The organism is Inquilinus sp. OTU3971 (assembly GCF_038440215.1).
In genome coordinates, this window is sequence record NZ_JASATH010000036.1 from 22,484 (window position 1) to 48,446 (window position 25,963).

A 25,963-nucleotide genomic window follows, 5' to 3' on the forward strand; every position below is an offset into this window, starting at 1 on the left:
GGTCGGCGCTTCCGTTCCCGGAGCGGTGACAAGCAAATCAAAGCTCAGCGGGGATTCATGACCGTTCATCGAGTGACGGCCGTCGCGCTCGTCCTGGCATCGGCCGTCATGCTGGGGACCACGCCGGGACTGGCGAAGACCTTCCGCTATGCGACGCAGGCCGATGCCCAGACGATGGATCCCTATTCCATCGACGTCACGTCGACGACCGGCTTCCTGCAGAACATCTTCGAAGGTCTGGTCCATCGGACGCCGGACCTGAAGATCGAGCCGGCGCTGGCGACGTCCTGGGAGAACACCGGCGGCAACACCTGGCGGTTCACGCTGCGGCAGGGCGTGACCTTCCACGGCGGCGAGAGCTTCACCGCCGACGACGTGGTGTTCTCCTTCGAGCGCATCCGCAAGCCCGGATCCGACCTGCTCGGCCGGGTGGCCTCCATCAAGTCGGTGACCAAGGTCGACGACCACACGGTCGATATCGAGACCGACGGTCCCGATCCGACGCTTCTCGCCAATCTGACCAATGTGCTCATCATGAGCCGTGAGTGGGCCGAGAAGAACGGCGCGACGAACCCGGTCGACCTGAAATCCGGCAAGGACAACGCCGCGGCCTACAGCGCCGACGGAACCGGGCCCTACCGGCTGGAGACCCGCGAGGCCGGGCTGAAGACGGTCCTCAAGGCGAACCCCGGCTGGTGGGGCCAGCGGCAATCGAATGTCGACGAGGTGGTGTTCACGCCCATCGTCACCAGCCCGACACGGATCGCCGCCCTGCTCTCGGGCCAGATCGACCTCGCCGATCCCATCCCGATCCAGGACATCCCGCGAGTGGAGACGGCCCCGGACGTCAAGGTTCTGGCCGGCCCCGAGCTGCGCAGCATCTTTCTCGGCCTCGATGTCCGCCGGCCGGAGCTGCTCGGCTCCGATCTCCAGGGCGTCAACCCGTTCAAGGACATCCGGGTGCGCACCGCCATGTACAAGGCGATCGACGTCGACCTGATCCGGGACCGGGTGATGCGGGGGCGCTCGACGCCGCTGGCGCTGCTCAACGCGCCGGGCGTCAACGGCTTCAACGCGGAGCTGAACGACCGGCCCCCGGCGGATCCGGACGGCGCGCGGGTGCTGATGAAGGAGGCCGGCTACGAGAACGGCTTCAAGGTCCGTATGAACTGCCCCAACGACCGCTACGTCAACGACGAACAGATCTGCATCGCCGTGGTCGGCATGCTGGCGAAGATCGGCATCAAGGTCGACCTCGAGGCGGAGCCGTCGCGGACCTACTTCCCGAAGGCCAACCGGCACGAGGTCAGCTTCTACCTCCTCGGCAACACGCCGCCGGCCTATGACAGCTTCAGCGCCATCTTCTCGCAGCTGATGTGCCCGGAGGAGATCGTCGCCGGTCGCTGGCCGACGATCAAGGGGCAGGGGGCCTTCAATCATGGCGGGTTCTGCAGCGAGGCGCTCGACGCCACGGCGCGGCAGGTGAAGTCCGAGCTCGATCCGATCAAGCGCCAGCAGGGCTTCGACGAAATCTGGAAGATCCTGAAGGCCGAGAAGACCTACATCCCGATCCATGCCCAGACGCTGGCCTGGGGGGTGCGCAGCAACGTCACGGTCAGCCAGCGCCCCGACGGGGTCCTCGACCTGCGCTATGTCAGTGTCGACTGAAGATGCGCGTCGTCATCGTCGGCGGCGGCGTGATCGGACTGGCGACCGCCTGGGCGGCCGCCAGGCGCGGCCACGGCGTCGAGTTGTTCGAGCAGGGGCCGCTGCCCAATCCGCTGTCGGCATCGGTCGACCAGCACCGCCTGACCCGCATCCCCTATGGCGACCAACGCGGCTATACCCGGCTGATGGCGGCCGCGTTCCGGGCGTGGGACGTCGTCTGGTCCGCGCTCGGCGAGAGCCACTATGCCGAGACCGGATTTCTGAGCCTGTCGACGGAAGAGAACGACTGGACCGACAGGTCGCGCGCGACGCTCGCGGCCCTGGCGCTGCCGCATGAGATCGTCGCCCGCGACGGCCTCGCCGAACGCTTCCCGATGCTCCGGGTCGACGACGCGCGCTACGGCCTGTACGCGCGGCAGGCCGGGGTCCTGTTCGCCGACAGGATCGTGGACGGGTTCCTGACGCTGCTGCGCGACAGCGGCGTCCGCCTGCATGACAACGCCCGGGTGGCCGCCGTCGACGCGTCGTCCGCAACGGTGACGCTGGCCGGCGGACGATCCGTCGGCGCCGATGCCGTCGTCATCGCCGGCGGCGTCCACACCGGCGCGCTCGCCCCGTGGCTGTCGCGCAAGCCGGTCCCGCTGCGCCAGATCGTGGCCTATGTCGCACCGCCGCCCACCCTGGCCGAGGCCTGGGCGACGGCGCCGATCATGATGGATCTGGGCGGGCCGCGCGGCATGTTCCTGGCGCCCCCCGTGGCCGGGCGCAGCATGAAGCTGGGCTGCGGTGCCCTCAACCACCCGTCCGACCCCGTGCCGTTCGTCCCGGCCCGGGACGGGGAAGGGCTGCGCGTGATGTCGATGTATGAACGGCGCCTCGCGCGGTTCGAGGAGTTCACGCTGCTGCAGGGCGGGTGCTGCTACTACGCGAACACCGGCGACCAGCGCTTCATCGCCGAACGGTCGGGGCGGGCGCTCGCCTTCACTGGGTGCAGCGGGCATGCCTTCAAATTCGCCGCGCTGCTCGGCTTCGGTCTCGCCGACGCACTCGATCGCGGCGAGACCGCGCTGGAGTGGATGACGGGCGACGATCGCGCCTACGACGCCGGGCTGCTGCAGCGGGCGTAGCGGCGATCAGCGCCGGCGCAGCCGCCGCAGGTCCTCGCGCCGGAGGGCGCCGAGGCCGAACAGGGCGGCGAGGTAAACGAGACCGGCCGCCGCCAGCACGCCGAGCACAGTGGCGATCGCCAGCAGGTCCGACCGTCCGGCCAGGGCCGGCGCGGCTACGACCAGCAGGCCCCACAGCACCGCCGCCATCACCGCCCCGGCCAGCACCATGCGCGGCAGCCGCCGCCAGGCCGCGGCGTCGAGGCGGAAATGGCCGCGCCGGTGCAGCACCCAGGCCAGCAGCACGATGTTCAGCCACACCCCGGCCGAGGTGCCGACGGCGAGGCCGACCTGGGACAGCGAGTCCATCAGCGCGATCTTCAACCCGACATTCAGCGCCACCGTGGCGACCGCGATCTTGACCGGCGTCGCCGTGTCGCCGCGGGCGTAGAAGCCGGGCAGCAGGCAGCGCACCAGCACCACCGCCGGCAGGCCGAAAGCGTAGGCGGTCAGGGTCAGGGCCGATTGATGGCTGTCGATGGCGGTGAACCGCCCGCGCTCGAACATCGCCGCCAGGATCGGCTCCGCCGCCACCAGAAAGGCGATGGCGAAGGGCAGGGTGAGGGCGAGGGTCAGCTCGATCGCGCGGTTCTGGCTGGTCAGCGCGCCCTCATGGTCGTCGGCGGCCAGGCGGCGCGTCACCTCGGGCAGCAGTACGGTGCCGACGGCGATGCCGATGACGCCGAGCGGCAGCTGGTTCAGCCGGTCGGCATAGTTCAGGTAGGATTGGGCGCCGGTCGGCAGCGCCTGCGCGATGATGGTGTCGGCGAAGACGCTGATCTGGGCCATGCCGGCGCCCAGCGTCGCCGGCCCCAGCGCCCGGAAGAAGCGGCGCACCCCGGGCGACAGCCGCGGCCGGACCAGGCGCAGCGACACGCCGGCCCGCCGCATGTCCCATTCCAGGTACAGGAACTGGGCGATGCCGGACAGGAGCACGCCCCAGGCCAGGGCATGGCCGGCGGTCGGCAGGAACGGCGTCAGCCCCAGCACCGCGCCGATCATGAACAGGTTCAGGAGGATCGGCGCGGCCGCCGCGGCCCCGAACCGCCCGAGCCCGTTCAGCACGCCGCCCTGCAGCGACACCAGCGACATGAACAGCAGATAGGGGAAGGTGATCCGGGTCAGCTCGACCTTCAGCTCGGTCTGCGCCGCCGCGGTGCCGCCCGGTTCCATCAGCGAGATCAGCCAGGGCATCGCGGCCAGGGCCGCGACCAGCACGACCAGCAGTACGGCCAGCAGGATCGCCTGCACCTGCTCGGCCAGCGCCAGCGCCTTGGCCCTGCCGTCGCGCTGCAGCGTGGTGGTGAAGGCCGGCAGGAAGGCGATGTTGAAGGCGCCCTCGGCGAACAGCGACCGGAAATGGTTCGGCAGCCGGTTGGCCAGGAAGAAGGCGTCGGCCACCGGCCCGGCCCCCAGCACCGCGGCGATGATCTGGTCGCGGACCAGGCCGAGAACGCGGCTGGCGAGCGTCAGCCCGCCGACGGAGGCGATCTTGCGGTACACGCCTAGGCCGCCACGAACTCCGCCGCGCGATAGCCCTGCAGGTACAAGAGGGCGGTCAGGTCGCCATGCGCGATCGACACCGGCACCGACTCCCGCACCAGCGGCTTGGCCCGGAAGCCGACGCCGAGACCGGCGGCCTGCAGCATCGGGATGTCGTTGGCGCCGTCGCCGACGGTGAGGGTGTCGGCGAGGTCCAGGCCGCGCTCCGCCGCCATCTCCTCCAGGAAGACGCGCTTGGCGTCCTTGCCCAGGATCGGCTCGCGCACCCGGCCGGTCAGGCGGCCATCGGCCTCGATCAGGTGGTTGCCCTCCGACCGGTCGAAGCCGACCGCTGCGGCCACCGGACGGGTGAAGGCGTCGAAGCCGCCGGAGACCAGGGCGCAATAGGCGCCGTTCGCCCGCATCGTCGCCACCAGTGTGCGGCCGCCGGGGGTGTAGCGCAGATCGGCCAAAGCGCGGTCGATGATCGACCGGGGCTGGCCTTCCAGCAAGGCCACGCGCTCGACCACCGCCTCGCGGAAGGCGATCTCGCCGCGCATCGCCCGCTCGGTGATCGGCACCACCCGCTCGGCCACGCCGGCCAGGGCGGCCAGCTCGTCCAGCGTCTCGGCCTCGACGATGGTGGCGTCCATGTCGGCGACCAGCAGGCGCTTGCGGCGTCCCCGGGCCGGCACGACGTTGGCGTCGACCGGCTGCCCGGCCAGCGACAGCCGCGCCGCCGCCTGGGCCGCCTTGGCGTCGGCCGCGGCGAAGGCGATGTCGCAGGCGATGCCGGGGGCCAGCCAATCGACCGACCCTGGCGTCCCGCCGGCGATCGCCAGCGCGTTGCGCACATGGCGGGTCAGGGCATCGTCGAGGGCCGGCTGGTCCGGGGCGGTGGTCAGGGTGAGGACGAGATCCATGGCGCGGCGCATCTCCCAGGGCAGGCGACCGTCTATGCCGCAGCGCCGCCGTCCCTGTCTATGCGCGCTTTGACAGGCCCTGGCCGGACCGATGGATCAGCCCATGGATGTATCCCATCTTCTCGACCACGCGGGGGGCGATGACGAAGGGGTAGAGATCCGGCTGGCCCATCGAGCGATTCAAGCAGTTGACCGCATAGGTCAGCGGCAGCCAGGCGTCGATCAGCGTCTGGACGTCGCGGACGCGATGCGGGTCGAACCGGATGTCGGTCTCGAGCGCCGGGTCGTCGGTGATGCCGGGGCTGATTTCGATGCCGAAGGCGCCGGCGATCTCCAGCGTGTCGACGATGTGGAGATAGTGCGCCCAGGTCTCGGCCCAGTCCTCCCAGGGATGCGCCGTGGCATAGGCGCTGACGAAGCCCTGCTGCCAGCCGGCCGGGGCGCCCTGGTCGTAATAGGTCTGAAGCGCGGCGCCGTAATCCGCCCACTCGTCGCCGAACAGGGCGCGGAAGCTGTCCAGCTCGCCGCCGTCGCGGACCAGCCGGTCCCAGTAGTAATGGCCGACCTCGTGGCGGAAATGGCCGAGCAGCGTGCGGTAGGGCTCTCCCATCACGTCGCGCGCGGCTTCGCGCGCGGCATCGTCCGCCTCCTTCAGCGACAGGGTGATCAGGCCGTTGTCGTGGCCGGTCATCACCTTCGGTCCGCCGGCAACGGGATCGGACAGGAAGTCGAACATCAGCGGCTCGGGGTCGCCGCTGGCCGCCGTGGGGATCGGTAGGGACAGCTTGATCAGGGAATAGAACAGCCGCCGCTTGGCCTGCTCGATCTTCTGCCAGCGACGATGATTGTCCGGGTCCGAAAGGTCGGGGATGGTCCGGTTGTGCCGGCAGGCGACGCAGAGTGCGTCGTCGCCGTCCGCGGGCACCATCCAGTTGCAGGCGTGCTGTTCCCAATTGGCGCAGAAGCGGTAGCGCGACCGCGGATCGGCCAGGGCGACCCAGGCTTGCCCATCCGGTACCACCGCGCTCAGCGTCCCGAGATCCGGCAGATAGCCGAGCGTCCGGCCGCAGCGCTCGCAGGCGCCGTTCTCGAAGTACAGGACCTGATGGCAATGCTGGCATTTGAACAGTCGCATCGCGTCTCCTGTGGAGGCTCCCGGCCCGTCGCCGTGCGAGACATATAGGATCGCGGTCGATATTGTCCCGCGCGTTGCGCCAAGTGGCCTCGGCGGCCGGCGGGGCGCCGGGTCGAGGTGAATGATGACGATCGCTTCTCATACGTCCGGAATCCCCGCCGTCATCATCATCGGCGGGCCGACCGCCAGCGGCAAATCGGCGCTGGCGCTGGACCTGGCCGAGGCGCTGGACGGCGTGGTGATCAACGCCGACAGCATGCAGGTCTATGCCGAGCTGGCGATCCTCACCGCCCGGCCCGGGCCAGCCGACCGAGCGCGGGCGCCGCATCGGCTGTATGGCGAGCTGCCGGCGTCCACCCGCTGCTCCGCCGCCGCCTGGTGCGACATGGCGCTGGCCGAGATCGGGCTGGCGCAGAAGGCCGGCAGGCGGCCGATCGTGGTCGGCGGCACCGGCCTCTATCTGCGTGCCCTGACCGAGGGGCTGAGCCCGGTGCCGCCGGTGCCGGAAGAGATCCGCCGCGCCACGGTCGAGTTGCACGAGACCCTGGGCGGCGAGGCCTTCCATGCCGAGCTGATGCGCTGGGACCCGAAGATGGCCAGCCGCCTCGCCCCCGGCGACAGCCAGCGGCTGATCCGGGCCTGGGAGGTGATGGTGGCGACCAACCGCTCGCTGGCCGACTGGCAGCAGGAGGCCGGCTCCGGCCCGCCGCCCGGCATGGTGTTCGACTGGGTGGTGCTGGCGCCGCCGCGCGACCTCCTCTACGCCGCCTGCGACGGCCGGTTCCGGGCGATGATCGCCGCCGGCGCGCTGGACGAGGCACGGGCGCTGCTGGCGTTGGGTCTCGATCCGGAGCTGCCGGCGATGAAGGCGGTCGGGGTGCCGGAGCTGGCGGCACATCTGCGCGGCGAGATCGACCTCGAAGCCGCGATCGCCCGGGCGCAGCAGGCGACCCGCAACCTGGCCAAGCGCCAGACCACCTGGTTCCGGAACCAACTGCCGGCCGAAAACGCAAGGGTGCAACGCAGCCATGTCGCTGCTGCGCAATATTCGGAAAAAATTGCAGCTGAAACTTTGCGCTTTCTTCGCATTTCCGGTTGACCTCCCGGAATCGGCCGTCTAGCTTGCCGACCCTCGTTGATCCCCAACGTTGAACGCCGTGGCCCGGAGGGGGCCGCATTCAGAGGTTACGATGTCGACAGAAACGCTGACCGGAGCCGAAATCGTCCTGCGTGCCCTTCGGGACCAGGGCGTAGAGGTTATCTTCGGGTATCCGGGCGGGGCTGTCCTTCCGATCTACGACGCGATCTTCAAGCAGAACGCGATCCGCCACATCCTGGTCCGGCACGAACAGGCGGCGGTGCACGCAGCGGAAGGCTACGCCCGCTCGACCGGCAAGGTCGGCGTCGTCCTCGTAACCTCCGGCCCGGGCGCGACCAACGCGGTCACCGGCCTGACCGACGCGCTGATGGATTCGATTCCCATCGTCTGCCTGACCGGGCAGGTGCCGACCCATCTGATCGGCAACGACGCGTTCCAGGAAGCCGACACCACCGGCATCACCCGGCCCTGCACCAAGCACAACTACCTGGTGAAGGACGCCAACTCCGTGGCCCGCACGCTGCATGAGGCGTTCTACGTCGCCCGCAGCGGCCGGCCCGGCCCGGTGGTGGTCGACCTGCCGAAGGACGTGCAGTTCGCCGACGGCATCTACACCCCGCCCGAGCATGTCGAGCACCGCACCTACCGGCCGCGGACCGAGCCCGACCCGGCGCTGATCGAGCAGGCGGTCGACCTGCTGGCCAAGGCCGAGCGGCCGATCCTGTACACCGGCGGCGGCATCATCAATGCCGGCCCCGACGCGTCGGCGGCGCTGCGCGAGCTGGTCGAGCTGACCGGCTTCCCCTGCACCTCGACCCTGCTCGGCCTCGGCGCCCTGCCGGCCTCGGACCCACGGTTCCTGGGCATGGTCGGCATGCACGGCACCTACGAGGCCAATCTGGCGATGCACGGCTCCGACCTGATGGTCGCGCTGGGCTCGCGCTTCGACGACCGGGTGACCGGCAAGATCAGCGCCTTCTCGCCGGGGTCGACCAAGATCCATGTCGACATCGACCCGTCCTCGATCAACAAGAACGTCCATGTCGACCTGCCGATCGTCGGCGACGCCGGCAAGGTGATCCGGGCGATGGTCGAGGTGTGGAAGCGCCGCGGCTACAAGTCGCGCGAGAAGGCGATCGCCGGCTGGTGGAGCCAGATCAGGCAGTGGCAGGCCCGCAACTGCCTGCAGTTCAGCCAGGACCGGTCGCATGACGCGGTGATCAAGCCGCAATACGCGATCAAGCGCCTGGCCGAGCTGACCGCCGACCGCGACGACGTCTACATCACCACCGAGGTCGGCCAGCACCAGATGTGGGCGGCGCAGCTGATCCCGTTCCAGAAGCCGAACCGCTGGATGACCTCGGGCGGCCTCGGCACCATGGGCTACGGCCTGCCGGCCGCGGTCGGGGTGCAGATCGCCCATCCCGAGGCGCTGGTGATCGATGTCGGCGGCGAGGCCTCGACGCTGATGAACATCCAGGAGCTGTCGACCATCGCCCAGTACCGGCTGCCGGTGAAGATCTTCATCGTCAACAACTTCTGGATGGGCATGGTGCGGCAGTGGCAGGAGCTGCTGCACGGCGAGCGCTACTCCGAGAGCTACTCCGAGGCGCTGCCGGACTTCGTCAAGCTGGCCGAGGCCTTCGGCCTGACCGGGCTGCGGGCCACCTGCATGGGCGAGGCCGACGACGTGATCCGCGAGATGCTGCGGATCAAGGGGCCGGTGGTCGTCGACATGCAGGTCTCCAAGCTGGAGAACTGCTTCCCGATGATCCCGGGCGGCGCCGCCCACAACGAGATCCTGCTGGGGCCGTCCGACCAGGCCGCCAAGCCGACCTCGGAGGAGGGGATGGTGCTCGTATAAGGCGCGGACGACGCCCTTCGCCGCGGCCGCCCCGGCAGGGTGGCCGCGACTCTCGTCTCGTGACCTTCTTCGGATCTCCCATGACCCCGCAGACCCAGATCGAAACCCATACCATCGCCGTGCTGGTGGACAACGAGCCCGGCGCGCTGGCCCGCGTCATCGGCCTGTTCTCCGGCCGCGGCTACAACATCGAGAGCCTGACCGTGGCCGAGGTCGACGCGGCGCGGGACCTGTCGCGCATCACCGTCGTCACCTCCGGCACGCCGATGATCATCGAGCAGATCAAGGCCCAGCTGGACCGGCTGGTGCTGGTGCACAGCGTGCACGACCTGACGCTGGACGGCCCGGCCGTGGAGCGCGAGCTGGCCCTGGTCAAGGTCCGCGGCGCCGGCGACAAGCGCATCGAGAGCCTGCGCATCGCCGACGTGTTCCGCGCCCGCGCCGTGGATTCGACGACCGAAAGCTTCGTCTTCGAGGTCACCGGCTCGTCCCAGAAGATCGACGCCTTCATCCAGCTGATGATCCCGCTCGGGCTGGTCGATGTCAGCCGGACCGGCGTGGTCGCCATCGCCCGGGGGCCCGAAGGGCTCCTGACCGCCGTCTGAACCCCTTGCTGCCGGTTGCCAGCAGCCGGCAGTTCCCGTCATCGTAGAGAAAGGCCGGGCCGCCCGGCCCTGTGTGAGAGGACAGAGCTATGCGCGTTTATTACGACCGCGACGCGGATGTGAACCTGATCAAGTCGAAGAAGGTGGTGATCGTCGGCTATGGCAGCCAGGGCCATGCCCATGCCGCCAATCTGCGCGACAGCGGCGTCAAGGATGTGCGCATCGCGCTGCGCCCCGAGAGCCCGACCGTGAAGAAGGCCGAAGCCGCCGGTTTCACCGTGATGTCGCCGGCCGAGGCCGCCGCCTGGGGCGACGTGCTGATGATGTGCACGCCGGACGAGCTGCAGGCCGACATCTACGCCCGCGACCTGGCGCCGAACATGAAGGAAGGCGCCGCCATCGCCTTCGCGCACGGGCTGAACGTGCACTTCAACCTGATCGTGCCGCGCAAGGACCTGGACGTGTTCATGGTGGCGCCGAAGGGCCCGGGCCACACCGTGCGCTCGGAGTACCAGAAGGGCGGCGGCGTGCCGTGCCTGATCGCGGTCGACCAGAACGCGACCGGCGCCGCGCTCGACATCGGCCTGTCCTACGCCTCGGCGATCGGCGGCGGCCGCGCCGGCATCATCGAGACCACCTTCAAGGAAGAGTGCGAGACCGACCTGTTCGGCGAGCAGGTGGTGCTGTGCGGCGGCCTGACCGCGCTGATCATGGCCGGCTACGAGACCCTGGTCGAGGCCGGCTACGCGCCGGAGATGGCCTATTTCGAGTGCCTGCACGAGGTCAAGCTGATCGTCGACCTGATGTATGAGGGCGGCATCGCCAACATGCGCTACTCGATCTCCAATACCGCGGAATACGGCGACTACGTCACCGGCCCGCGGATCATCACCGACGAGACCAAGAAGGAGATGAAGCGGGTGCTGGAGGACATCCAGTCCGGCCGCTTCACCCGCGACTGGATGCTCGAGAACAAGGTCGGCCAGGCCAGCTTCAAGGCCACCCGCCGCCGCCAGGCCGAGCACGACATCGAGAAGGTCGGCGAAAAGCTGCGCGCGATGATGCCGTGGATCGCCAAGAACAAGCTGGTCGACAAGGCCAAGAACTGATCCGGACGCAGTCCGAGACGGAGAAGGCCCCGCGAGGGGCCTTTTTTGTTGGGGGATCGGCTGGCTGCTGCGCGGCGCCGGCTGTAGGATTTCCGCCCGCATTCCCGGGGAGACGACCATGCCGAGCTACACCGACGAGGAACTGGCCCATATCGCCCGGCTGGTCGGGCTGGCGACGTCGGACCCGGACAACATCCGCCTGCTGTCGCCGCGCGACGCCTGTGCCGTGGCGCTGCTGCTCAACCGCCTCGACCTGCTGCCGGAGCCGCAGCGCCATCCGCTCGCGGCGCTGGAGCTGCTGGGCCCGGCCGGCCGCGACATGGTGCTCGACCTCTACCACCGCCGCGCCGGCAGCGACGCCTCGCAGGACGCGTAGGCGGATCAGCCGGGAGCGAAGGCGGACGGCGCCAGCAGCAGGATGGCGCCGACAGCGATCAGCACCAGCCCGGGCCAGTTCGCCTTCAGCCCGAAGCCGCGCAGGCTGAAGGACCGCTTCTCGCGGTTGAACCGGCCGATCCAGATGGCCTGGAAGGCCGAATAGACCAGCCCGGTGATGACCAGGAGCGCGCCGATCAGGGGCAAGAGTGCAGTCGACGGCATGCGACACCTCCATCGCGGTCCGCCCGGCGGAGAGGCGAGCGGTGTCGGACGGATCGACCCTAAAGCAATAGGTCCGGGGCTGCCGGGGTTCCGCCGGCCACGAGCGACGACGAAGCGCTATTTAAAAGGGCAGAGAAAGCGCGATTTCATTCTCCTCCGGACGAGTGTGGCGGGACGCTGGCGGCTGCGTTCAATCCGGCAACAGTGAGATGTCGAGCTGTGCGAGACTCTCCGGATCCGCAATCGCCCGAATCTCGGAGATTTTTTCGTTCTTGAACGAGAGACGGAGCACGATGTGCCGGCGCTCGTCAGGAGCTATGACGAGACCAAAGCCTCCATCCACATGCGCCGGCAATGCGCCGAGCGCGCGACCCTTGAAAGCCTCTGCCACCGCCGTTGCGCCGCGGATCTCAGGAACTGAACCCTGCCGCATTGCTTCGTTGTCAGCCCGGAAAACGGCGTCCGGGTCCAACACTGAAAGAAGCGCCTCGAAGTCACCGGCTCGCGCGGCCGCGAGAAAGGCTTCGACCAGCTTCCGCTGTCGGGCGCGGCTGGTGTTAGCCGCCATGGGCGAACCCTGCACGCGGCGGCGGGCCCGGCTTGCGAGCTGGCGTGTTGCTTCCGCGGAACGCCCGACAACGAGAGCGATCTCACCGTACGGCACGGCAAACACATCGTGCAGCACGAACGCCAGCCGTTCAGCGGGGGCAAGTTTTTCGAGCACCACAAACAGAGCCAGGCCAACCGAATCCGCCGCGGCTACTTGATCCTCCGGACTTTTGCCCGCGTCGTGGGTGACGATAGGCCCGGATTCGACTTTGTCGAGCGGTTCCTCACGCCGCGTCTTGCGTGATCGCAGCATGTCGAGACAGATCCGGGCGATGGCGGTGGTTAACCAGCCGCCCAGATTGGTGATGTCCTCCGCCTCCGTCTGGGAAAGGCGCAGCCAGGTTTCCTGCACCGCGTCCTCTGCCTCGGTCAGCGAACCGAGCATGCGGCAGGCCACGGCGCGCAGGTGGGCGCGGTTGGCCTCGAATTGCTCCAGCGAGATTTTTCCCGGTTCCATCGGTCACGTTTCCTTCGTGCGCTCCGTCATGGGCATGACGAACGAAACCTGGCGGATGTGACAAAGCTCGATTCCGGCGGTGGCGTCGTCTCGTTCAAAGCCGGTGGCAGCACCGGATCAGAGAGGAGCGAAGATGTTCAGCAAAATCATGTTCGCCACCTTGTTCGTGTCAGATCAGGACAAGGCGCTCGACTTCTACACCAATAACTTCGGCTTCGAGAAGATGGCCGATAACCCTGGGCCGGAGGGCCGATTTCTGTTGATGAGCTACAAAGGTCAGGGATGGCCGGTCCTGCTATGGCCCGGTACGGGAGGCCGCGCAGGGTCGGAGACGGACAAGATGGGCACGATCTTTCTTCAATCCGACGATCTCCGGAAGGACTTCGCGGAGCTCAAGGCACGCGGTATCTCGTTCGTCGAGCCGGAGCCCGAGGACTATACCTGGGGCGTGCGCGTGACTGCCTTGGATCCTGACGGCAATCGGATTGCCCTCCGGCAGCAGGGAAGCCCGCGACGGCTGGGGAAATAGCGAGCCGCAAGACGGCGCGGCACCGGCAAGGTGATCTGTGCCGTCGCGCTGCAGGCGGCCGACTCCGTGCTATAGGCGTCAGCCGGCGCGAAACAGGCCCAGGCGCTGCAGCAGCCGGCCGATGACGCGGCCCAGCCGCTCGGCGACGCTGGCAGGACGCGGGGCCCCACGAGTCGGCTCCGCCGCCTGGGGACGGTGGGTTTCCAACTCCTCGCCGGAGAAGGCGGCGCGCGCCTGCTCCAGCAGCATCGGGATCGACCGCGCCTGGCGCAGCAGCATCGGCAGGAACAGGAGCGCGACCACCGCGCCGATGATCAGGAGCTTCACACCGCTCAGGCCCATGGTGGCTCTCCCGTCAGGCCTGCTCGCCGGTCGCGCGCTGGCGCCGGGTGCGGACCGGAGCCGTGCGGCGGGAGGCCAGCTTGGCGAAGGCCGCCAGGGTCAGGGCGCCGGCCAGCAGCGGGCCGCCGGTCATGACGATCCACTGGGTCTCGCCGATGCCGCTCAACTCGCCGACGCCCTGGGCCACCAGCCAGCCCGGCGCCAGCATGGCGGGAACCCAGACGATGGCGGACAGCACATTCGCGATCTGGAAGCGGGAATGGCGCATGCGCATGATCCCGGCGATCAGCGGCACCACGGCGCGCAGCGGCCCCAGGAAGCGGCCGAGGAAGATCGAGGCGGTGCCCCAGCGGCGGAAGAACAGCCGGCCGCGGGCGATCATCGCGCGGTCGCGAGAGAACGGCCAGACATTGCGGGCGTTCGGCCCCAGCTTCTGCCCCAGCCAGTAGGAGACCGCGTCGCCCAGCACCGCGCCGGCGATCGACCACAGGATCACGGGCATGGGGTGCAGCAGGCCGCCGCCGACCAGGGCGCCGGTCGCCAGCATCAGGGCGGTGCAGGGGACGAACAGGCCGACCACGGCCATGGATTCGCCGAAGGCCAGCAGGAACAGGATCGGTCCCGCCCAGGCCTGGTTGTCGGCGATGAACTGGGTGACCTGGGCGACAAAGCTTTCCACGATGCGTCCGATCGGCTCACGACAAAAAGGGGAGGGCCGGAGGCACGACCGCCTCCGGCCCCCATACTACTCTCAGAGTTCCTCGCCGCCCATATCGAACCCGGCGTCGGACGCCAGGTCGCCGGCGGCATCCTCGGCCGCCTGGCCGACGTCCCCAGCCGCCTGGGCGATGTCGGGCGTGAAGGCGTCCATCAGCAGGTTGCCGAGAACCACGCCGCCGGCCACGCCCATGGCGGTCTGCATGGCGCCCGCCATGAAGCCGCCACCGCCGCCGGGCCGGCCGTAGCCCTGCTGGGCGCCGTAGCCGGCCCGCTGGGCACCATAGCCGGGCTGCGCGCCATAGCCGGGCTGGGCCTGCTGCCGGCCCCAGGGCGAGGCGCCGGGTTGCGGCCGCTGCTGCTGGCCGCCGCCGAACAGCCCGGCCAGGAAGCCGCCGGCCGCCGGCTGGGCGGCGCGCCGCTCCAGCTCGTTGATCTGGGCCTGGGCGGCCGCTAGCGCCTGCTCCTGCACCAGGATGACCTGGGCCATGTAGTAGGCTGCGGCCGGCTGCTCGGCGAGGCGGCGCCGGATCAGCTCCTCGGCGCCGGCGTCGCGCGGGCCGCCGTCACGCTCGGCCCGCGCCAGCTTGACGAACAACTCGTCGATGGCCTGCTTCTCGGTGTCGTACACGCCCTTACTCCCGCTCGCCGGTGAGGTTCAGCAGCAACTGGAAGATGTTGATGAAGTTCAGGTACAGCGACAGCGCACCCATCACTGCGAGCTTGTTCAGGCTCTCGCTGTCGTAGTGCTCGGCGTATTCCTCTTTGATCCGCTGGGTGTCCCAGGCGGTCAGGCCGGTGAAGATCAGCACGCCGGCGACCGAGACGATGAACTGCAGCGCGGTCGAGCCGAGGAAGATGTTGACGATGCTGGCGATGATGATGCCGATCAGGCCCATCATCAGGAACGAGCCGAAGCGCGAGAGGTCTGCCTTGGTGGTGTAACCGTACAGGCTCATCGCGCCGAACATGACCGCGGTGATCATGAAGGTGCGGGCGATGCTCGTCCCGGTGAACACCAGGAAGATCGACGCCATCGACAGGCCCATCGTGCCGCAGAACAGCCAGAACACCATCTGCGCCGTGGAGGAGGAGATGGCGTGGATGCGGAACGAGAAGAAGAACACGAAAGCCAGCGGCGCCAGCATCACCACCCATTTCAGCGGGGTGGTGAAGATCGGGATGTAGAGCGCCGGCGTGCTGGCGACCAGGAAGGCCACCAGGCCGGTCATCACCAGGCCGAGGCCCATGTAGTTGAAGACGCGCAGCATGTGCTGGCGCAGGCCGACATCCAGCTCGGCGGCCGTCGGGCGCGCCGTCGTCTGCCATTGATATTGCGGCGTATTCATGGGGTCGTTCACTCCTTGAGGATCATTCGTCAGTACAGGGTGTCGGCGAGGCCGTTGGCGGCGGCCAGCAGATCGTCGGCCTTCGCCTCGGCGCAGAGCGCGTAGACCGACGGGCCGACCTGCCAGTAGGCGACGGTGACGTCCTTCGCCCGCTGCGCCTGCGGCTGCTGCACGTCGAAGCCGTCGGTGGCGGCGGCGAACAGCGTCACCAGCCCGAACCGGTCGGTGTCGATCGTCGCCTCGAAGCCGGAGCCGCCGTCCCAGGGCACCACCTCGATCGACCGGATCGACCAGCCCTTCGGCAGGTCGGGCAGGGTGATCGGCGCCTTGGCCAGATCCTCCGGCTTGACGCCGCCCTTGGGCTCGGCCGGGTCGACCAGATGGCGGTACAGCACGGTGCGATAGGCGTCGCCGGCCTCGTCGGCATAGGCCGGGATATTCGCCGAGGCGCTGTCGATCCGGGTCACGCCCAGGATCGACTGGGCGCCCCAGCCGATGCCGACCAGCAGCACCACCGCGGCCACCTGGCGCAGGCGGATCGTCAGCCGGCGCCAGCGCACGGCACGGCCGAGCAGCCGGGCGTTCTCGTAGCTGGCGACGCGGATGCCGGCATCTTCGGCGAAGGCCAGGCGCAGCGCGTCGCGCAGGCGCAGATCGGCCATCACCTGGGCGGCGAGGGCAGGGTTGGCCTCGAGACAGGCCTCGATCTCGATCCGGCGGGGCAGGTCGAGCTCGCCGTCGATATAGGCCTGGATCTCGGCTTCGGTGGGAATGGTCCGGGTCATGAGCGTCACTCCACCAGCCGCAGCCGCGGCGGGGTCGGTCCGCCGGCTTCGTCTGTTCCACGGCTGCCGGCCGCGTCGCCGACGCCGCTGCCGACGGTCTCGCGCAAAGCCGCCCGGGCCCGGCCCAGGCGCGACATCAGCGTGCCGAGCGGGATGCCGAGGATGGTCGCGGCCTCCTGGTAGCGGAACTCCTCGACCGCCACGAGCAGCAGCGCCTCGCGCTGCTCCTCCGGCAGGGTCAGCATGGCCCGCTGCACCTGGGCCAGCTGGACCCGGGCATCCTGGCTCGGCGCGCCGGAGTCCGGGGCGAACTGGGTCGCCTGGGCGATGCGGGCGTCCTCGGCGCGGCGGCCGCGCAGCCGCGAGGCATGGGCGTTGTGCATGATCGCGAACAGCCACGGGCGCAGGGCCCGGTCCGGCTGCCAGCCACGCCGCCCCTCATAGGCCTTGAGCAGGGTGTCCTGCAGCAGGTCCTCGGCCTCGGCGGCATCGCGGGTCAGGACCAGGGCGTAGCGCTTCAGCCCGGGCAGCTCGGCGATGACGTCGAAATCATCCTTGCGACGTTTCATGACCCATATACGCAGCCGCCGGCGATTTTCATCCCGCGCCGCATTTTCATTCCCGAGGGTGCGGACAAACTCCGAACAAGATCCGCTGGATATGATGCTTTTTCCGAGGTTTTTTCAGACGAAAACCGGATTGCGGGTGTTATAGGCAGCAACACTCGATAATCCGGCCGAGATTCGGAGCGACATGACCGACGACACTGTGGAGCAACGCCGATCGGTCGACCCGCCCGTGTCCGATCGCTATCCGGGTCGTCCGGTCGGCGCCGCAGCAGCCTCGGTCGCCCTGCCGTACCCGTCCCGGCCCGGCGTCCTCGACGGCTGGCCGGGCTGGCTGGTCGGACTGGCCGGGCTGCTGACCCTCGGGCTGCTGCTCCGCTTCGTCCTCGCCTTGGCGTTCCCGCGCATCCACCACGCCGACGAGCTGTTCCAGTATTACGAGCAGGCGCATCGGCTGGCCTTCGGCCAGGGCATGGTGCCGTGGGAGTATCGCGAGGGCATCCGCTCCTGGCTGCTGCCGGGGATGCTGGCCGGGTTGATGAAGGCGGTGTCCTGGGTCAGCGACGACCCGTCCTCCTATCTCGACGTGTCGAAGGCGCTGTGGTCGGCGCTGTCGCTGAGCATCCCGGTGGTCGCCTTCCTCTGGGCCCGGCGCGCCGCCGGGCTGACGGCGGGGCTGACCGCCGCCTTCATCGGCACCATCTGGTTCGAGCTGGTCTATTACGCGCCGACGGCGCTGACCGAATCGATCGCCACCAGCCTGCTGCTGATCGCCTGCTGGCTGGCCTGGACCGCGGAGACGGCCGATCGCCGGCGGCTGATCTGGGCAGGGGTGCTGTTCGGCCTGGTCTTCGTCTTCCGCTTCCATCTGCTGCCGGCGATCCTGACCGCGGCCGTGGTCGCCAGCCGGGGCGACTGGCGTGGCCGGCTGCGGCCGATGCTGCTGGCCGGGCTGGTCCCGGTGGTGCTGTGCAACGGGCTGCTCGACTGGGCGACGCTGGGCTGGCCGTTCCAGTCGGTGCTGAAGAACTTCTGGATCAACATCGTCGAGGAGAAGAGCCACAGCTTCGGCGTCATGCCGCTGGGCTTCTACTTCGAGGAATACGTCCGGGTCTGGTCGTGGTGGCTGGCGCCGATGGCGGCGCTGATCGTGCTCGGCGCGCGCGGCCAGCCGATGCTGGTGGCGGTGCCGCTGGCGATCGTGCTGTCGCACAGCCTGGTCGCCCACAAGGAATACCGCTTCGTCCTGCCGGCGCTGCCCTTCTTCCTGATCCTCGCCGCACTGGGCACCGAGCGGCTCGCCCGGCGCCTGGCGGGGCTGGCGGCCGAGCGCTGGCCGGCCGAGCGTTGGGCGCGCGGGCCGCGCTGGATTCCCCTGGCCGTGCTCTGCGCCGCCTGGGTGCTGGCCTCGGGCCTGCTGTCGGCCAGCGACCGCTGGGGGCCAGAATGGAGCCGCGTCGCCCCCGGCATCGCCACCGCTACGGCGCTGCATGAGCGCGAGACGCTGTGCGGCGTGGGCCTGCTGACGCCGTGGTGGGACCTGCCGGGCTACACCACCCTGCACCGCGACGTGCCGGTGTTCTGGTTCGGTGACGACACGCGGCGGTTGTGGCGGTCGGCTCCATCCTTCAACTATGTGATGGCAAGGCCGCAGCAGATGCCGCCGAACACCGGCTACCGGCTGGAGAGCTGCCCCAGCGAGATCTGCCTGTACCGCCGGCCGGGGCAGTGCGCGGCGCCGAGAGATGTCGGCGTCAGCGGGTCGATGGCCGAACGCGGCATGTGATCCAGGGCGTCCTGATTCGGCCCTACTCTCCGCTTGAGACTCGGACCGGGCTGGTCTAAAGCAACCCGGCGGCGGGATCGGCCCGCCGCTCCCGCCCCTCGCTCTGGACCCGCCCAGCCGAGCCCGGCTGACAGGACATCACGGCCGCATGTTCAATTTCTTCGGTTTCCTCTCGGCTGACATGGCCATCGACCTGGGCACGGCGAACACGCTGGTCTACGTCAAGGGCCGTGGCATCGTCCTGAACGAGCCGTCGGTGGTGGCGATCGCCAATATCCGAGGCAAGAAGCAGGTCCTGGCGGTCGGCGACGAGGCCAAGCAGATGCTGGGCCGCACCCCGGGCAACATCACCGCCATCCGCCCCCTCCGCGACGGCGTCATCGCCGATTTCGAGGTGGCGGAGGAGATGATCAAGCATTTCATCCGCAAGGTGCACAACCGGCGCAGCTTCGCGGCGCCGGAGGTGATCGTCTGCGTGCCTTCCGGCTCGACCGCGGTCGAGCGCCGCGCCATCCAGGAATCGGCCGAGAGCGCCGGCGCCCGCCGGGTCTATCTGATCGAGGAGCCGATGGCGGCGGCGATCGGCGCCGGCCTGCCGGTGACCGAGCCGACCGGCAGCATGGTGGTCGACATCGGCGGCGGCACCACCGAGGTCGCGGTGCTGTCGCTCGGCGGCATCGTCTATTCCCGCTCGGTCCGCGTCGGCGGCGACAAGATGGACGAGGCGATCATCGCCTATATCCGGCGCAACCATAACCTGCTGATCGGCGAGGGCTCGTCCGAGCGGATCAAGAAGGAGATCGGCTCCGCCGCCCCGCCGGAGGATGGCGAGGGCCGGTACATGGAGATCAAGGGCCGCGACCTGCTGAACGGCGTTCCCAAGGAGCTGGTGATTTCCGAGCGGCAGATCGCCGAGAGCCTGTCCGAGCCGGTCAGCCAGATCGTCGAGGCGGTGAAGGTGGCGCTCGAGCACACCGCGCCGGAGCTGGCGGCCGACATCGTCGACAAGGGCATCGTCCTGACCGGCGGCGGCTCGCTGCTGGGCAATCTCGACCTGGTGCTGCGGCACGCCACCGGCCTGCCGGTGTCGATCGCCGACGATCCGCTGTCCTGCGTCGCGCTGGGCACCGGCCGGGCGCTGGAAGAGATGAAGACCCTCAAGCACGTGCTGATCAACATGTACTGATCGGTGCCCCGGTGCATACTGGGGAAATCGATGAAACGGTAGTACTCTGCCTTTCAGGAATCCGGTCTTCGGCGGACGGGACATGCGGGTGATGCAGCGGAGCAGACCGGGGGTTCGCATCGCGGCGATCAGGGCCGTGGCGCATCGATTCTCCTTCGGCCTGCTGCTGTTCGCCGCGATCAGCCTGCTCATGGTCGGCAAGATCGACGCCGTGCTGCTCGATGGCGTCCGCGTCCGCGTGGTCGACGCCGTGGCGCCGATCCTCGACGCCATGTCGCGCCCGGCCGCCAGCGTCGCCCGGGTGGTGACGGAGATCCAGAGCCTGTCCGACATCCGCGGCGAGAACGCCCGGCTGCGGCAGGAGGTGGCGACGCTGCGGCAGTATCAGGACGTCACGTTCCGGCTCGAGGCCGAGAACCTGACCCTGCGCAACCTGTTGAACTACACGCCGGATTCGGCCCATTCTTTCCTGACCGCCCGGGTGGTCGCCGACAATGGCGGCGCCTTCGTGCGCAGCTTGACGATCAATCTCGGCTCCGCCAACGGCATCCGCGATGGCCAGGCCGTGCTCGGCGGCCGCGGCCTGATCGGCCGGATCGTGCAGACCGGCGACCATTCCGCCCGGGTGCTGCTGATCACCGACCTCAATGCCCGCATCCCGGTGGTGGTGGAGCGCACCCAGCAGCGCGCCATCATCGGCGGCGACAACACCGACCGGCCGCGGCTCCTGTACCTGCCGCCGGACGCCTCGATCCGGGTCGGCGACCGCATCGTCACCTCGGGCAATGGCGGCATGTTCCCGGCCGGCCTGCCGGTCGGCATCGTCGCCGCTGCCCAGGACAGCGCCGTCCGCATCCAGCCGATCGAGCCGCTGGAGGCCATCCCCTACGTCAAGGTCGTCGATTTCCGCGGGCTCGATCCCGGGATGGCGATGCAGCCGGTGCCCGGCTTCGCGCAATGACCGGGGACCTGCTGCACAAGCTCGACCTCGCCGCCCGTCACGCCGCCCCGGGGGCCGTGACGCTGATCCTGGTGCTGGTCGGGGTGACGCCGACGCAGCTGCCCTATTACAGCGCGATCGCGCCGCTGCTGCCGCTGGCCTCGGTCTATTACTGGGGCGTGCACCGGCCCGATCTGATGCCGATGTGGCTGATCTTCCTGGTCGGGCTGCTGCATGACGCGCTGACCGATTCGCCGATCGGGCTGCACGCCGCGATTCTGCTGCTGTGCCAGTGGGTGCTGCTGCGCCAGCGCCGCTTCCTGGCCGGCCGGCCCTTCGCGGTGCTGTGGCTCGGCTACGCTGTGCTGGCCGCCGCCGTCACCCTGGTCGAATGGATCGGCGTCAGCCTCTACGACGTCGCGGTGGTGCCGCCGCGGCCGCTGCTGATCCGGCTGGTCCTGACCATCGCCATCTTCCCGCCGCTGGCCTGGCTGTTCATCCAGGTGCATCGCGGCTTCCTGCGGGCGGCGGACTAGGCCGTGGAGCGCGACACCGACCGCTCCCGCGGCTTCACCCGCCGCGCCTTCGCCCTCGGCGGGCTGAAGCTCGGCCTGCTCGGCGTGCTGGGCGGGCGGCTGTACTACCTCCAGGTCGAGGAGAGCGACCGCTACAAGGTCCTGGCCGAATCGAACCGCATCAACATGCGGCTCCTGGCCCCGTCGCGCGGCCTGATCACGGACCGCTTCGGCACCCAGCTCGCGGTCAACGACCAGAACTTCCGGGTCGTGCTGGTGGCGGAGGAGGCGAAGGACATCCAGGGCGTGCTCGGCCGGCTGGGGCAGGGCGTGCCGCTGACCGACGCCGACCTGGCCCGCATCGTCCGCGACGTCAAGCGCCGCCGCGCCTTCGTGCCGGTGACGGTGAAGGAGAATCTGAGCTGGGAGCAGGTCTCCTGGATCGACGTCAACGGGCCGGAGCTGCCGGGCCTGTCGATCGAGGTCGGCGAATCCCGGCGCTACCCCTTCGGCACCGAGATGGCCCACATCATCGGCTATGTCGGCGCCGTGGCCGAGGCCGACCTGACCGGCGAGCCGGTGCTGAGCCTGCCGGGCTTCCGCATCGGCAAGTCGGGCGTCGAGCGGCAATACGAGACCGGCCTGCGCGGCGTCGCCGGGTCGAGCCAGGTCGAGGTCAACGCCGTCGGCCGGGTGATCCGCGAGCTGAACCGGGAGGAGGGCAAGCCGGGCCAGGAGGTGCGGCTGACCATCGATTTCGAGCTGCAGCGCTACGTCATGGAGCGGCTGAAGACCGAGTTCAGCGCCGCCGCGGTGATCATGGACGTGCACAATGGCGACGTGCTGGCCATGGCCTCGCACCCGTCCTATGACGCCAACCTGTTCCCGAACGGCATCAGCACGGCCGATTGGCGCCGCCTTGTCCAGGACCCCTACGGCATCCTCAACAACAAGGTGATCAACGGCCAGTACCCGCCGGGGTCGACCTTCAAGATCGCGGTGGCGGCGACGGCGCTGGAGGCCGGGGTGGTCACGCCGGACCAGCGCGTCTTCTGCCCCGGCTACGTCAATCTCGGCGACCACCGCTTCCACTGCTGGAAGCGCGGCGGCCATGGCAGCGTGAACGCGGTCGACGCGCTGGCCCAGTCCTGCGACGTCTATTTCTACGAGATGGCGCGGCGGCTCGGCATCGACCGGCTGGCGGAGGGCGCGAACAAATTCGGCATCGGCCAGAGGCTGGGCGTCGATCTGCCGAACGAGCGGCCGGGGCTGATGCCGACCAAGGCCTGGAAGGAGGGTGCGATGGGCACCTCCTGGCAGCTCGGCGAATCGCTGATCGCCGGCATCGGCCAGGGCTATGTGCTGGCGACGCCGCTGCAGATGGCCACCATGACCGCGCGGCTGGTGAACGGGGGCAGGGCGGTGGTGCCGCGCCTGGTCATGGCGGTCGGCGACGAGGCGATGCCGGAGACGCCGGACGTCCCGTCGATCGGCGTCGCCAAGAGCCATATCGACACGGTGATGGAAGGCACGGCCGCGGTGATGACCCGCGGCACCGGCAAGAGGTCGCAGATCAAGCAGAAGGGCATGGAGATGGGCGGCAAGAGCGGCACCAGCCAGGTCCGCCGCATCAGCATGGCCGAACGCGCCGCCGGGGTGGACCCGGCCAACTGGCCGTGGAACCAGCGCCACCACGCCTGGTTCGTCGCCTACGCCCCGGTCGGCGCGCCGCGCTACGCCTGCTCGGTGATCGTCGAGCATGGCGGCGGCGGCAGCGAATACGCGGCGCCGATCGCCCGCGACATCCTCTTGGAATGCCAGCAGCGCGAGTCCGGCCGGCGCCTGCTGTCGGCCGCGCCGGGAGACGGCGGCGACAAAGGTTGAGGCTTTCGTGAAGAAAGGGTTGCAACCGGTCCGGACGGCGGCTATATCACCGGCCGTCCCGAGCGAACGGGCGCATAGCTCAGTTGGTAGAGCAGCTGACTCTTAATCAGCGGGTCCTAGGTTCGAGCCCTAGTGCGCCCACCAGTTCGCGAGACGAAAGAGCAGGGCCCGCTTTGACGGGCCTTTCTTTTTGCGCGTGACCGGTCGCGACTTCGGCTCTCCCGTTCAGGCGATATCGTCCCGGCTTCCCTCCCGCGTGATCCGCTGCAGCATGCCGCGGAAGCGGGCGGTTTCCTCGACCGTCAGCGGCCGGGCGGCGAGGGGGCCGGAATAGATTTCGGCGCGGCGGTCCGGCGGCAGGGTCAGGGAGCGCCAGCTGGAGGCGGCGCCGGCGGCCATCCGGCGCGACAGGAAGCTGCAGCCGCGGCGGAAGAAGTCGGCCTCCCAGTCGTCGAAGGGCTGGTCCAGCCGTTCCAGGTAGCGGGCGGCCCATTCGGCGGTATCGGCGGGCGGCTCGCGGCGCTGGCCTCCGGTCATATGCTCCACCTCGGAATCCGGTGCTTTTTGAGGGCGACGCCCGGTTCGATGCGGGGATAGGACAGAATGCGTTATTCCTTCGTGAATTCCTGGCGCGCGGCGCGGCCGAGCTGCAGCGCCGCCTCGATCCGCTGCAGCCGGGCCAGCGCCGAGGCCAGGCCGGCGCAGAGCAGCCACAGCACCAGCCCCGAGACCGCGGCGCCGGCGCCCATGGTCCAGGCCTCGGCCCGGAGCTGCCGGCTCAAGCCCGGCCCGTCGCCGATCATGTCGGCGAGGGCGGCGATGCGGGCGTCCGGCGCCCCCAGCATGTCGGTCGGCCGGTCCGGGATCAGGGCGGAGACCTGGCCGAGCAAGGTGGCGGTGCCGAACAGCCGATAGGCCAGGACGGCGCCGATCAAGAGGCCGGCGACGAACAGGAGGATTCCGAGAGCATGCAGGGCGACCGCCAGGCCGGGCATGCGCTGGCTGTCCGGGTCGCGGCTGGACAGCGGGCGTCGGTCCCTGGTGGCCTGGAGCATGCATCCCCTCGCGCGATCCGGGAGGGGCGGCGGTCAGGTCCGACGGGACCCCCGGATCGGGCCGATCTTAAAGCGCCGCATCGGCAGTGGCGAGGGGGCTGCGCCGGACGGTTTCAGACGGCGGCGGGCACCGGTGCCGGTTGCACGGCATAGCCGACATAGAGCGGGTGCTTGGGCGAGCCGTCGGAGGTGATGGCCAGGGCGTGCGGCACCGTCCCGGCCTCGGCCAGCATCCGCAGCAGCGCCCGGCCCCAGCCGGGGCGCACGGCGTCGCAATGCCGGCCCCAGCCGCAGACCACCAGCGCCGCAGCGCGGGCGGCCTCGACGATCGCCTCCGGATTGCCGGGGCCGACCGGGTCGGCCTCGGCGTAAAGCGCCTTGGGGTCGGTCGAGCGCAGGGCGAAGGCGTTGGTGACGATCAGCCCGCCATAGCCCATCGCCCGGGCCCGGCGCTCGCAGCGCTCGACCGTCGGGTCGTTCTTGACCTCGTCGGCGGTGGACGGGTTCAGCAGCAGGAAATTGGCCGGCCGCACCGACGGGTCCCAGCGCCGCCACAGCAGGGTGCGATAGCGGCCGCAGTCGCTGAACACGGCGCCGCGGTCGGTGAACAGGTCGGGCTGGGCCATGCCGGTCTCCGGTCGGGATCGGCCGTTCTTAGCCCAGCCATCGGGCGGCGTCTAATCATGCGGGCCGAGGGCGCGCAGTTGCGCCTCCGCCCGGTCGAGGCCGAGCGACAGCAGCGCCGCGATCTCGTCCTCGCGCAGCCCCCGCTCCAGGGCGCGCCAGCGCAACTCGCAGCGCCGTACGGCCTTCTCGAGATCGGCCTGGGATCGGATGTCCCGGATCGGACGCATCGGGCGGACAACTCCTCGGATGTCGGGGCGGGCAGGGATTCGCGGGTGGATTCGGCACAGCGAATCCATGGGCATCGTCGCGGCGGGTCTCGCGGCCATCAGGGGGTCTCGCTGAGATGTCTGTTCGTGTTTTGTTCTAAACGAGAACGGCGCTGGAGTCGAGTCCGAGGATTACGCCGGCCTTCCTAGGCCGGGTCGCGTTCGACCAGGTAGAACAGCAGCTTGGGCTTGTAGGGAATCACCTGGACGCCCTTGAAGCCGGCATGGCGCAGCAGGGCCGCGAGCTCCGCCGAATTCAGGGCGTTGACCCAGCCGAGCGACCAGCGGTCGCGGCCGATGTTGCGGTCCAGCGGATGGTAGCTCAGCAGGGCCCGGGGCACCGCAGCCCGCAGGCGGCGCAGGAAGCGCGGCACGTCGTAGACGTATTCCAGCATGCCCAGGGCGAAGGCCATGTCGGCCTCGATCTCGGGAAAGGGCTCGCGGTTCAGGTCGCAAACCACGGTGCGTGCGTCGCGGCGGACGCAGTCGAGCGGCAGGTAGCTGCAGCCCTCCGGCAGCATCCCCTCCAGCGCCATGGCGCCGCAGCCGATGTCCAGCACCCGCATGCCGGGGCGGGCATGCGCGGCGGCGGCCTGCGCCCGCTCGGCCCAGGATTCCAGCTTGCCGACATCCTCCCGCGACCAGCGGTCGATCAGGGTCGCCCGCTGCTTCGCCCCCCCGCTAGTGGGGCGGGGGCGC

At 69.4% G+C, this 25,963-nt stretch carries 29 protein-coding genes and 1 tRNA gene; 14 read left to right on the plus strand and 16 right to left on the minus strand.

Annotation, left to right across the window (positions count from 1 at the left end; genetic code table 11):
- The first annotated feature begins 57 nt into the window (after window positions 1–57).
- Window positions 58–1,668: an ABC transporter substrate-binding protein gene (locus tag AAHM41_RS11810; protein ID WP_342236734.1), complete on the plus strand. Its 1,611-nt coding sequence runs from the start codon at window positions 58–60 to the stop codon at window positions 1,666–1,668.
- Window positions 1,669–1,670: 2 nt separating this feature from the next.
- The gene (locus tag AAHM41_RS11815) at window positions 1,671–2,795 is read left to right on the plus strand and encodes an FAD-dependent oxidoreductase (protein ID WP_342236735.1); all 1,125 of its coding nucleotides are present in this window, start codon (window positions 1,671–1,673) and stop codon (window positions 2,793–2,795) included.
- A 6-nt stretch (window positions 2,796–2,801) separates the two neighbouring features.
- On the opposite strand, the gene murJ is transcribed toward AAHM41_RS11815, so the two are convergent.
- Genes murJ through AAHM41_RS11830 form a run of 3 tightly spaced genes read right to left on the minus strand, consistent with a single transcriptional unit; the run spans window position 2,802 to window position 6,374 of the window.
- The gene (murJ, locus tag AAHM41_RS11820; protein WP_342236736.1) at window positions 2,802–4,337 is read right to left on the minus strand and encodes a murein biosynthesis integral membrane protein MurJ; all 1,536 of its coding nucleotides are present in this window, start codon (window positions 4,335–4,337) and stop codon (window positions 2,802–2,804) included.
- Window positions 4,338–4,339: 2 nt separating this feature from the next.
- The gene (gene serB, locus AAHM41_RS11825) at window positions 4,340–5,239 is read right to left on the minus strand and encodes a phosphoserine phosphatase SerB (protein WP_342236737.1); all 900 of its coding nucleotides are present in this window, start codon (window positions 5,237–5,239) and stop codon (window positions 4,340–4,342) included.
- A 58-nt stretch (window positions 5,240–5,297) separates the two neighbouring features.
- On the minus strand, window positions 5,298–6,374 hold the full coding sequence (locus tag AAHM41_RS11830; protein WP_342236738.1) for a zinc-binding metallopeptidase family protein: 1,077 nt from the start codon (window positions 6,372–6,374) through the stop codon (window positions 5,298–5,300).
- Window positions 6,375–6,498: 124 nt separating this feature from the next.
- Between AAHM41_RS11830 and miaA the strand changes: the two genes are divergently transcribed.
- The 5 genes from miaA to AAHM41_RS11855 all read left to right on the plus strand — a co-directional run bounded on the left by miaA (window position 6,499) and on the right by AAHM41_RS11855 (window position 11,427).
- On the plus strand, window positions 6,499–7,473 hold the full coding sequence (miaA, locus tag AAHM41_RS11835; RefSeq protein WP_342236739.1) for a tRNA (adenosine(37)-N6)-dimethylallyltransferase MiaA: 975 nt from the start codon (window positions 6,499–6,501) through the stop codon (window positions 7,471–7,473).
- A gap of 91 nt (window positions 7,474–7,564) precedes the next feature.
- Window positions 7,565–9,337, plus strand: a complete 1,773-nt coding sequence (locus AAHM41_RS11840) for an acetolactate synthase 3 large subunit (RefSeq protein ID WP_342236740.1) — start codon at window positions 7,565–7,567, stop codon at window positions 9,335–9,337.
- An 80-nt stretch (window positions 9,338–9,417) separates the two neighbouring features.
- Entirely contained in the window at window positions 9,418–9,942 is a 525-nt protein-coding gene (gene ilvN, locus AAHM41_RS11845; RefSeq protein ID WP_342236741.1) for an acetolactate synthase small subunit, read from the plus strand.
- A gap of 89 nt (window positions 9,943–10,031) precedes the next feature.
- On the plus strand, window positions 10,032–11,051 hold the full coding sequence (ilvC, locus tag AAHM41_RS11850; protein ID WP_342236742.1) for a ketol-acid reductoisomerase: 1,020 nt from the start codon (window positions 10,032–10,034) through the stop codon (window positions 11,049–11,051).
- Window positions 11,052–11,169: 118 nt separating this feature from the next.
- A complete protein-coding gene (locus AAHM41_RS11855) occupies window positions 11,170–11,427 on the plus strand; it encodes a hypothetical protein (protein ID WP_342236743.1) in 258 nt (85 codons plus the stop codon).
- A gap of 5 nt (window positions 11,428–11,432) precedes the next feature.
- Here AAHM41_RS11855 and AAHM41_RS11860 read toward each other — a convergent pair whose 3' ends face one another.
- Together AAHM41_RS11860 and AAHM41_RS11865 are read right to left on the minus strand one after the other, a co-directional pair.
- Window positions 11,433–11,651 carry a hypothetical protein gene (locus AAHM41_RS11860; RefSeq protein ID WP_342236744.1) on the minus strand — a complete coding sequence of 73 codons (219 nt, stop codon included), beginning with the start codon at window positions 11,649–11,651 and terminating at the stop codon, window positions 11,433–11,435.
- Window positions 11,652–11,841: 190 nt separating this feature from the next.
- A complete protein-coding gene (locus AAHM41_RS11865) occupies window positions 11,842–12,717 on the minus strand; it encodes a sigma-70 family RNA polymerase sigma factor (RefSeq protein WP_342236745.1) in 876 nt (291 codons plus the stop codon).
- 133 nt (window positions 12,718–12,850) lie between these two features.
- Between AAHM41_RS11865 and AAHM41_RS11870 the strand changes: the two genes are divergently transcribed.
- Entirely contained in the window at window positions 12,851–13,246 is a 396-nt protein-coding gene (locus AAHM41_RS11870; protein WP_342236746.1) for a VOC family protein, read from the plus strand.
- A gap of 78 nt (window positions 13,247–13,324) precedes the next feature.
- Here AAHM41_RS11870 and AAHM41_RS11875 read toward each other — a convergent pair whose 3' ends face one another.
- The 6 genes from AAHM41_RS11875 to AAHM41_RS11900 form a co-directional block, all read right to left on the minus strand.
- Complete coding sequence (locus tag AAHM41_RS11875; RefSeq protein ID WP_342236747.1) at window positions 13,325–13,588, minus strand: hypothetical protein; 264 nt, start codon at window positions 13,586–13,588, stop codon at window positions 13,325–13,327.
- Between the two features lie 13 nt (window positions 13,589–13,601).
- Complete coding sequence (locus AAHM41_RS11880; protein ID WP_342236748.1) at window positions 13,602–14,267, minus strand: DedA family protein; 666 nt, start codon at window positions 14,265–14,267, stop codon at window positions 13,602–13,604.
- A gap of 72 nt (window positions 14,268–14,339) precedes the next feature.
- Window positions 14,340–14,936 (minus strand): DUF2076 domain-containing protein, encoded by a 597-nt coding sequence (locus AAHM41_RS11885; RefSeq protein ID WP_342236749.1) that lies wholly within the window; start codon window positions 14,934–14,936, stop codon window positions 14,340–14,342.
- A gap of 4 nt (window positions 14,937–14,940) precedes the next feature.
- Entirely contained in the window at window positions 14,941–15,654 is a 714-nt protein-coding gene (locus AAHM41_RS11890) for a Bax inhibitor-1/YccA family protein (RefSeq protein ID WP_342236750.1), read from the minus strand.
- 29 nt (window positions 15,655–15,683) lie between these two features.
- The gene (locus AAHM41_RS11895; protein WP_342236751.1) at window positions 15,684–16,439 is read right to left on the minus strand and encodes an anti-sigma factor family protein; all 756 of its coding nucleotides are present in this window, start codon (window positions 16,437–16,439) and stop codon (window positions 15,684–15,686) included.
- A gap of 5 nt (window positions 16,440–16,444) precedes the next feature.
- Complete coding sequence (locus AAHM41_RS11900; RefSeq protein ID WP_342236752.1) at window positions 16,445–17,008, minus strand: sigma-70 family RNA polymerase sigma factor; 564 nt, start codon at window positions 17,006–17,008, stop codon at window positions 16,445–16,447.
- 184 nt (window positions 17,009–17,192) lie between these two features.
- Between AAHM41_RS11900 and AAHM41_RS11905 the strand changes: the two genes are divergently transcribed.
- From AAHM41_RS11905 to AAHM41_RS11930, 6 genes are all read left to right on the plus strand, one after another.
- Entirely contained in the window at window positions 17,193–18,791 is a 1,599-nt protein-coding gene (locus AAHM41_RS11905) for a hypothetical protein (RefSeq protein WP_342236753.1), read from the plus strand.
- Window positions 18,792–18,939: 148 nt separating this feature from the next.
- Entirely contained in the window at window positions 18,940–19,977 is a 1,038-nt protein-coding gene (locus AAHM41_RS11910; protein ID WP_342236754.1) for a rod shape-determining protein, read from the plus strand.
- A 91-nt stretch (window positions 19,978–20,068) separates the two neighbouring features.
- On the plus strand, window positions 20,069–20,938 hold the full coding sequence (gene mreC / locus AAHM41_RS11915; RefSeq protein WP_342236755.1) for a rod shape-determining protein MreC: 870 nt from the start codon (window positions 20,069–20,071) through the stop codon (window positions 20,936–20,938).
- Window positions 20,935–21,453, plus strand: a complete 519-nt coding sequence (mreD, locus tag AAHM41_RS11920; RefSeq protein ID WP_342236756.1) for a rod shape-determining protein MreD — start codon at window positions 20,935–20,937, stop codon at window positions 21,451–21,453. Before mreC ends, mreD begins: the two co-directional genes overlap by 4 nt.
- Before the next feature lie 3 nt (window positions 21,454–21,456).
- Window positions 21,457–23,316, plus strand: coding sequence for a penicillin-binding protein 2 (mrdA, locus tag AAHM41_RS11925; protein WP_342236757.1), 1,860 nt, complete (start codon window positions 21,457–21,459; stop codon window positions 23,314–23,316).
- Window positions 23,317–23,384: 68 nt separating this feature from the next.
- Window positions 23,385–23,460 (plus strand) — tRNA-Lys (locus AAHM41_RS11930).
- 81 nt (window positions 23,461–23,541) lie between these two features.
- On the opposite strand, the gene AAHM41_RS11935 is transcribed toward AAHM41_RS11930, so the two are convergent.
- The 5 genes from AAHM41_RS11935 to AAHM41_RS11955 form a co-directional block, all read right to left on the minus strand.
- Window positions 23,542–23,853, minus strand: coding sequence for a hypothetical protein (locus tag AAHM41_RS11935; RefSeq protein WP_342236758.1), 312 nt, complete (start codon window positions 23,851–23,853; stop codon window positions 23,542–23,544).
- Between the two features lie 71 nt (window positions 23,854–23,924).
- Entirely contained in the window at window positions 23,925–24,371 is a 447-nt protein-coding gene (locus AAHM41_RS11940; RefSeq protein WP_342236759.1) for a hypothetical protein, read from the minus strand.
- A 113-nt stretch (window positions 24,372–24,484) separates the two neighbouring features.
- Window positions 24,485–24,997: a DUF1643 domain-containing protein gene (locus AAHM41_RS11945; protein WP_342236760.1), complete on the minus strand. Its 513-nt coding sequence runs from the start codon at window positions 24,995–24,997 to the stop codon at window positions 24,485–24,487.
- Between the two features lie 51 nt (window positions 24,998–25,048).
- Window positions 25,049–25,225 (minus strand): hypothetical protein, encoded by a 177-nt coding sequence (locus AAHM41_RS11950; protein ID WP_342236761.1) that lies wholly within the window; start codon window positions 25,223–25,225, stop codon window positions 25,049–25,051.
- A 185-nt stretch (window positions 25,226–25,410) separates the two neighbouring features.
- Window positions 25,411–25,963, minus strand: a 553-nt coding sequence (locus AAHM41_RS11955; protein WP_342236762.1) for a methyltransferase domain-containing protein, incomplete at its 5' end; no start/stop codon positions are given.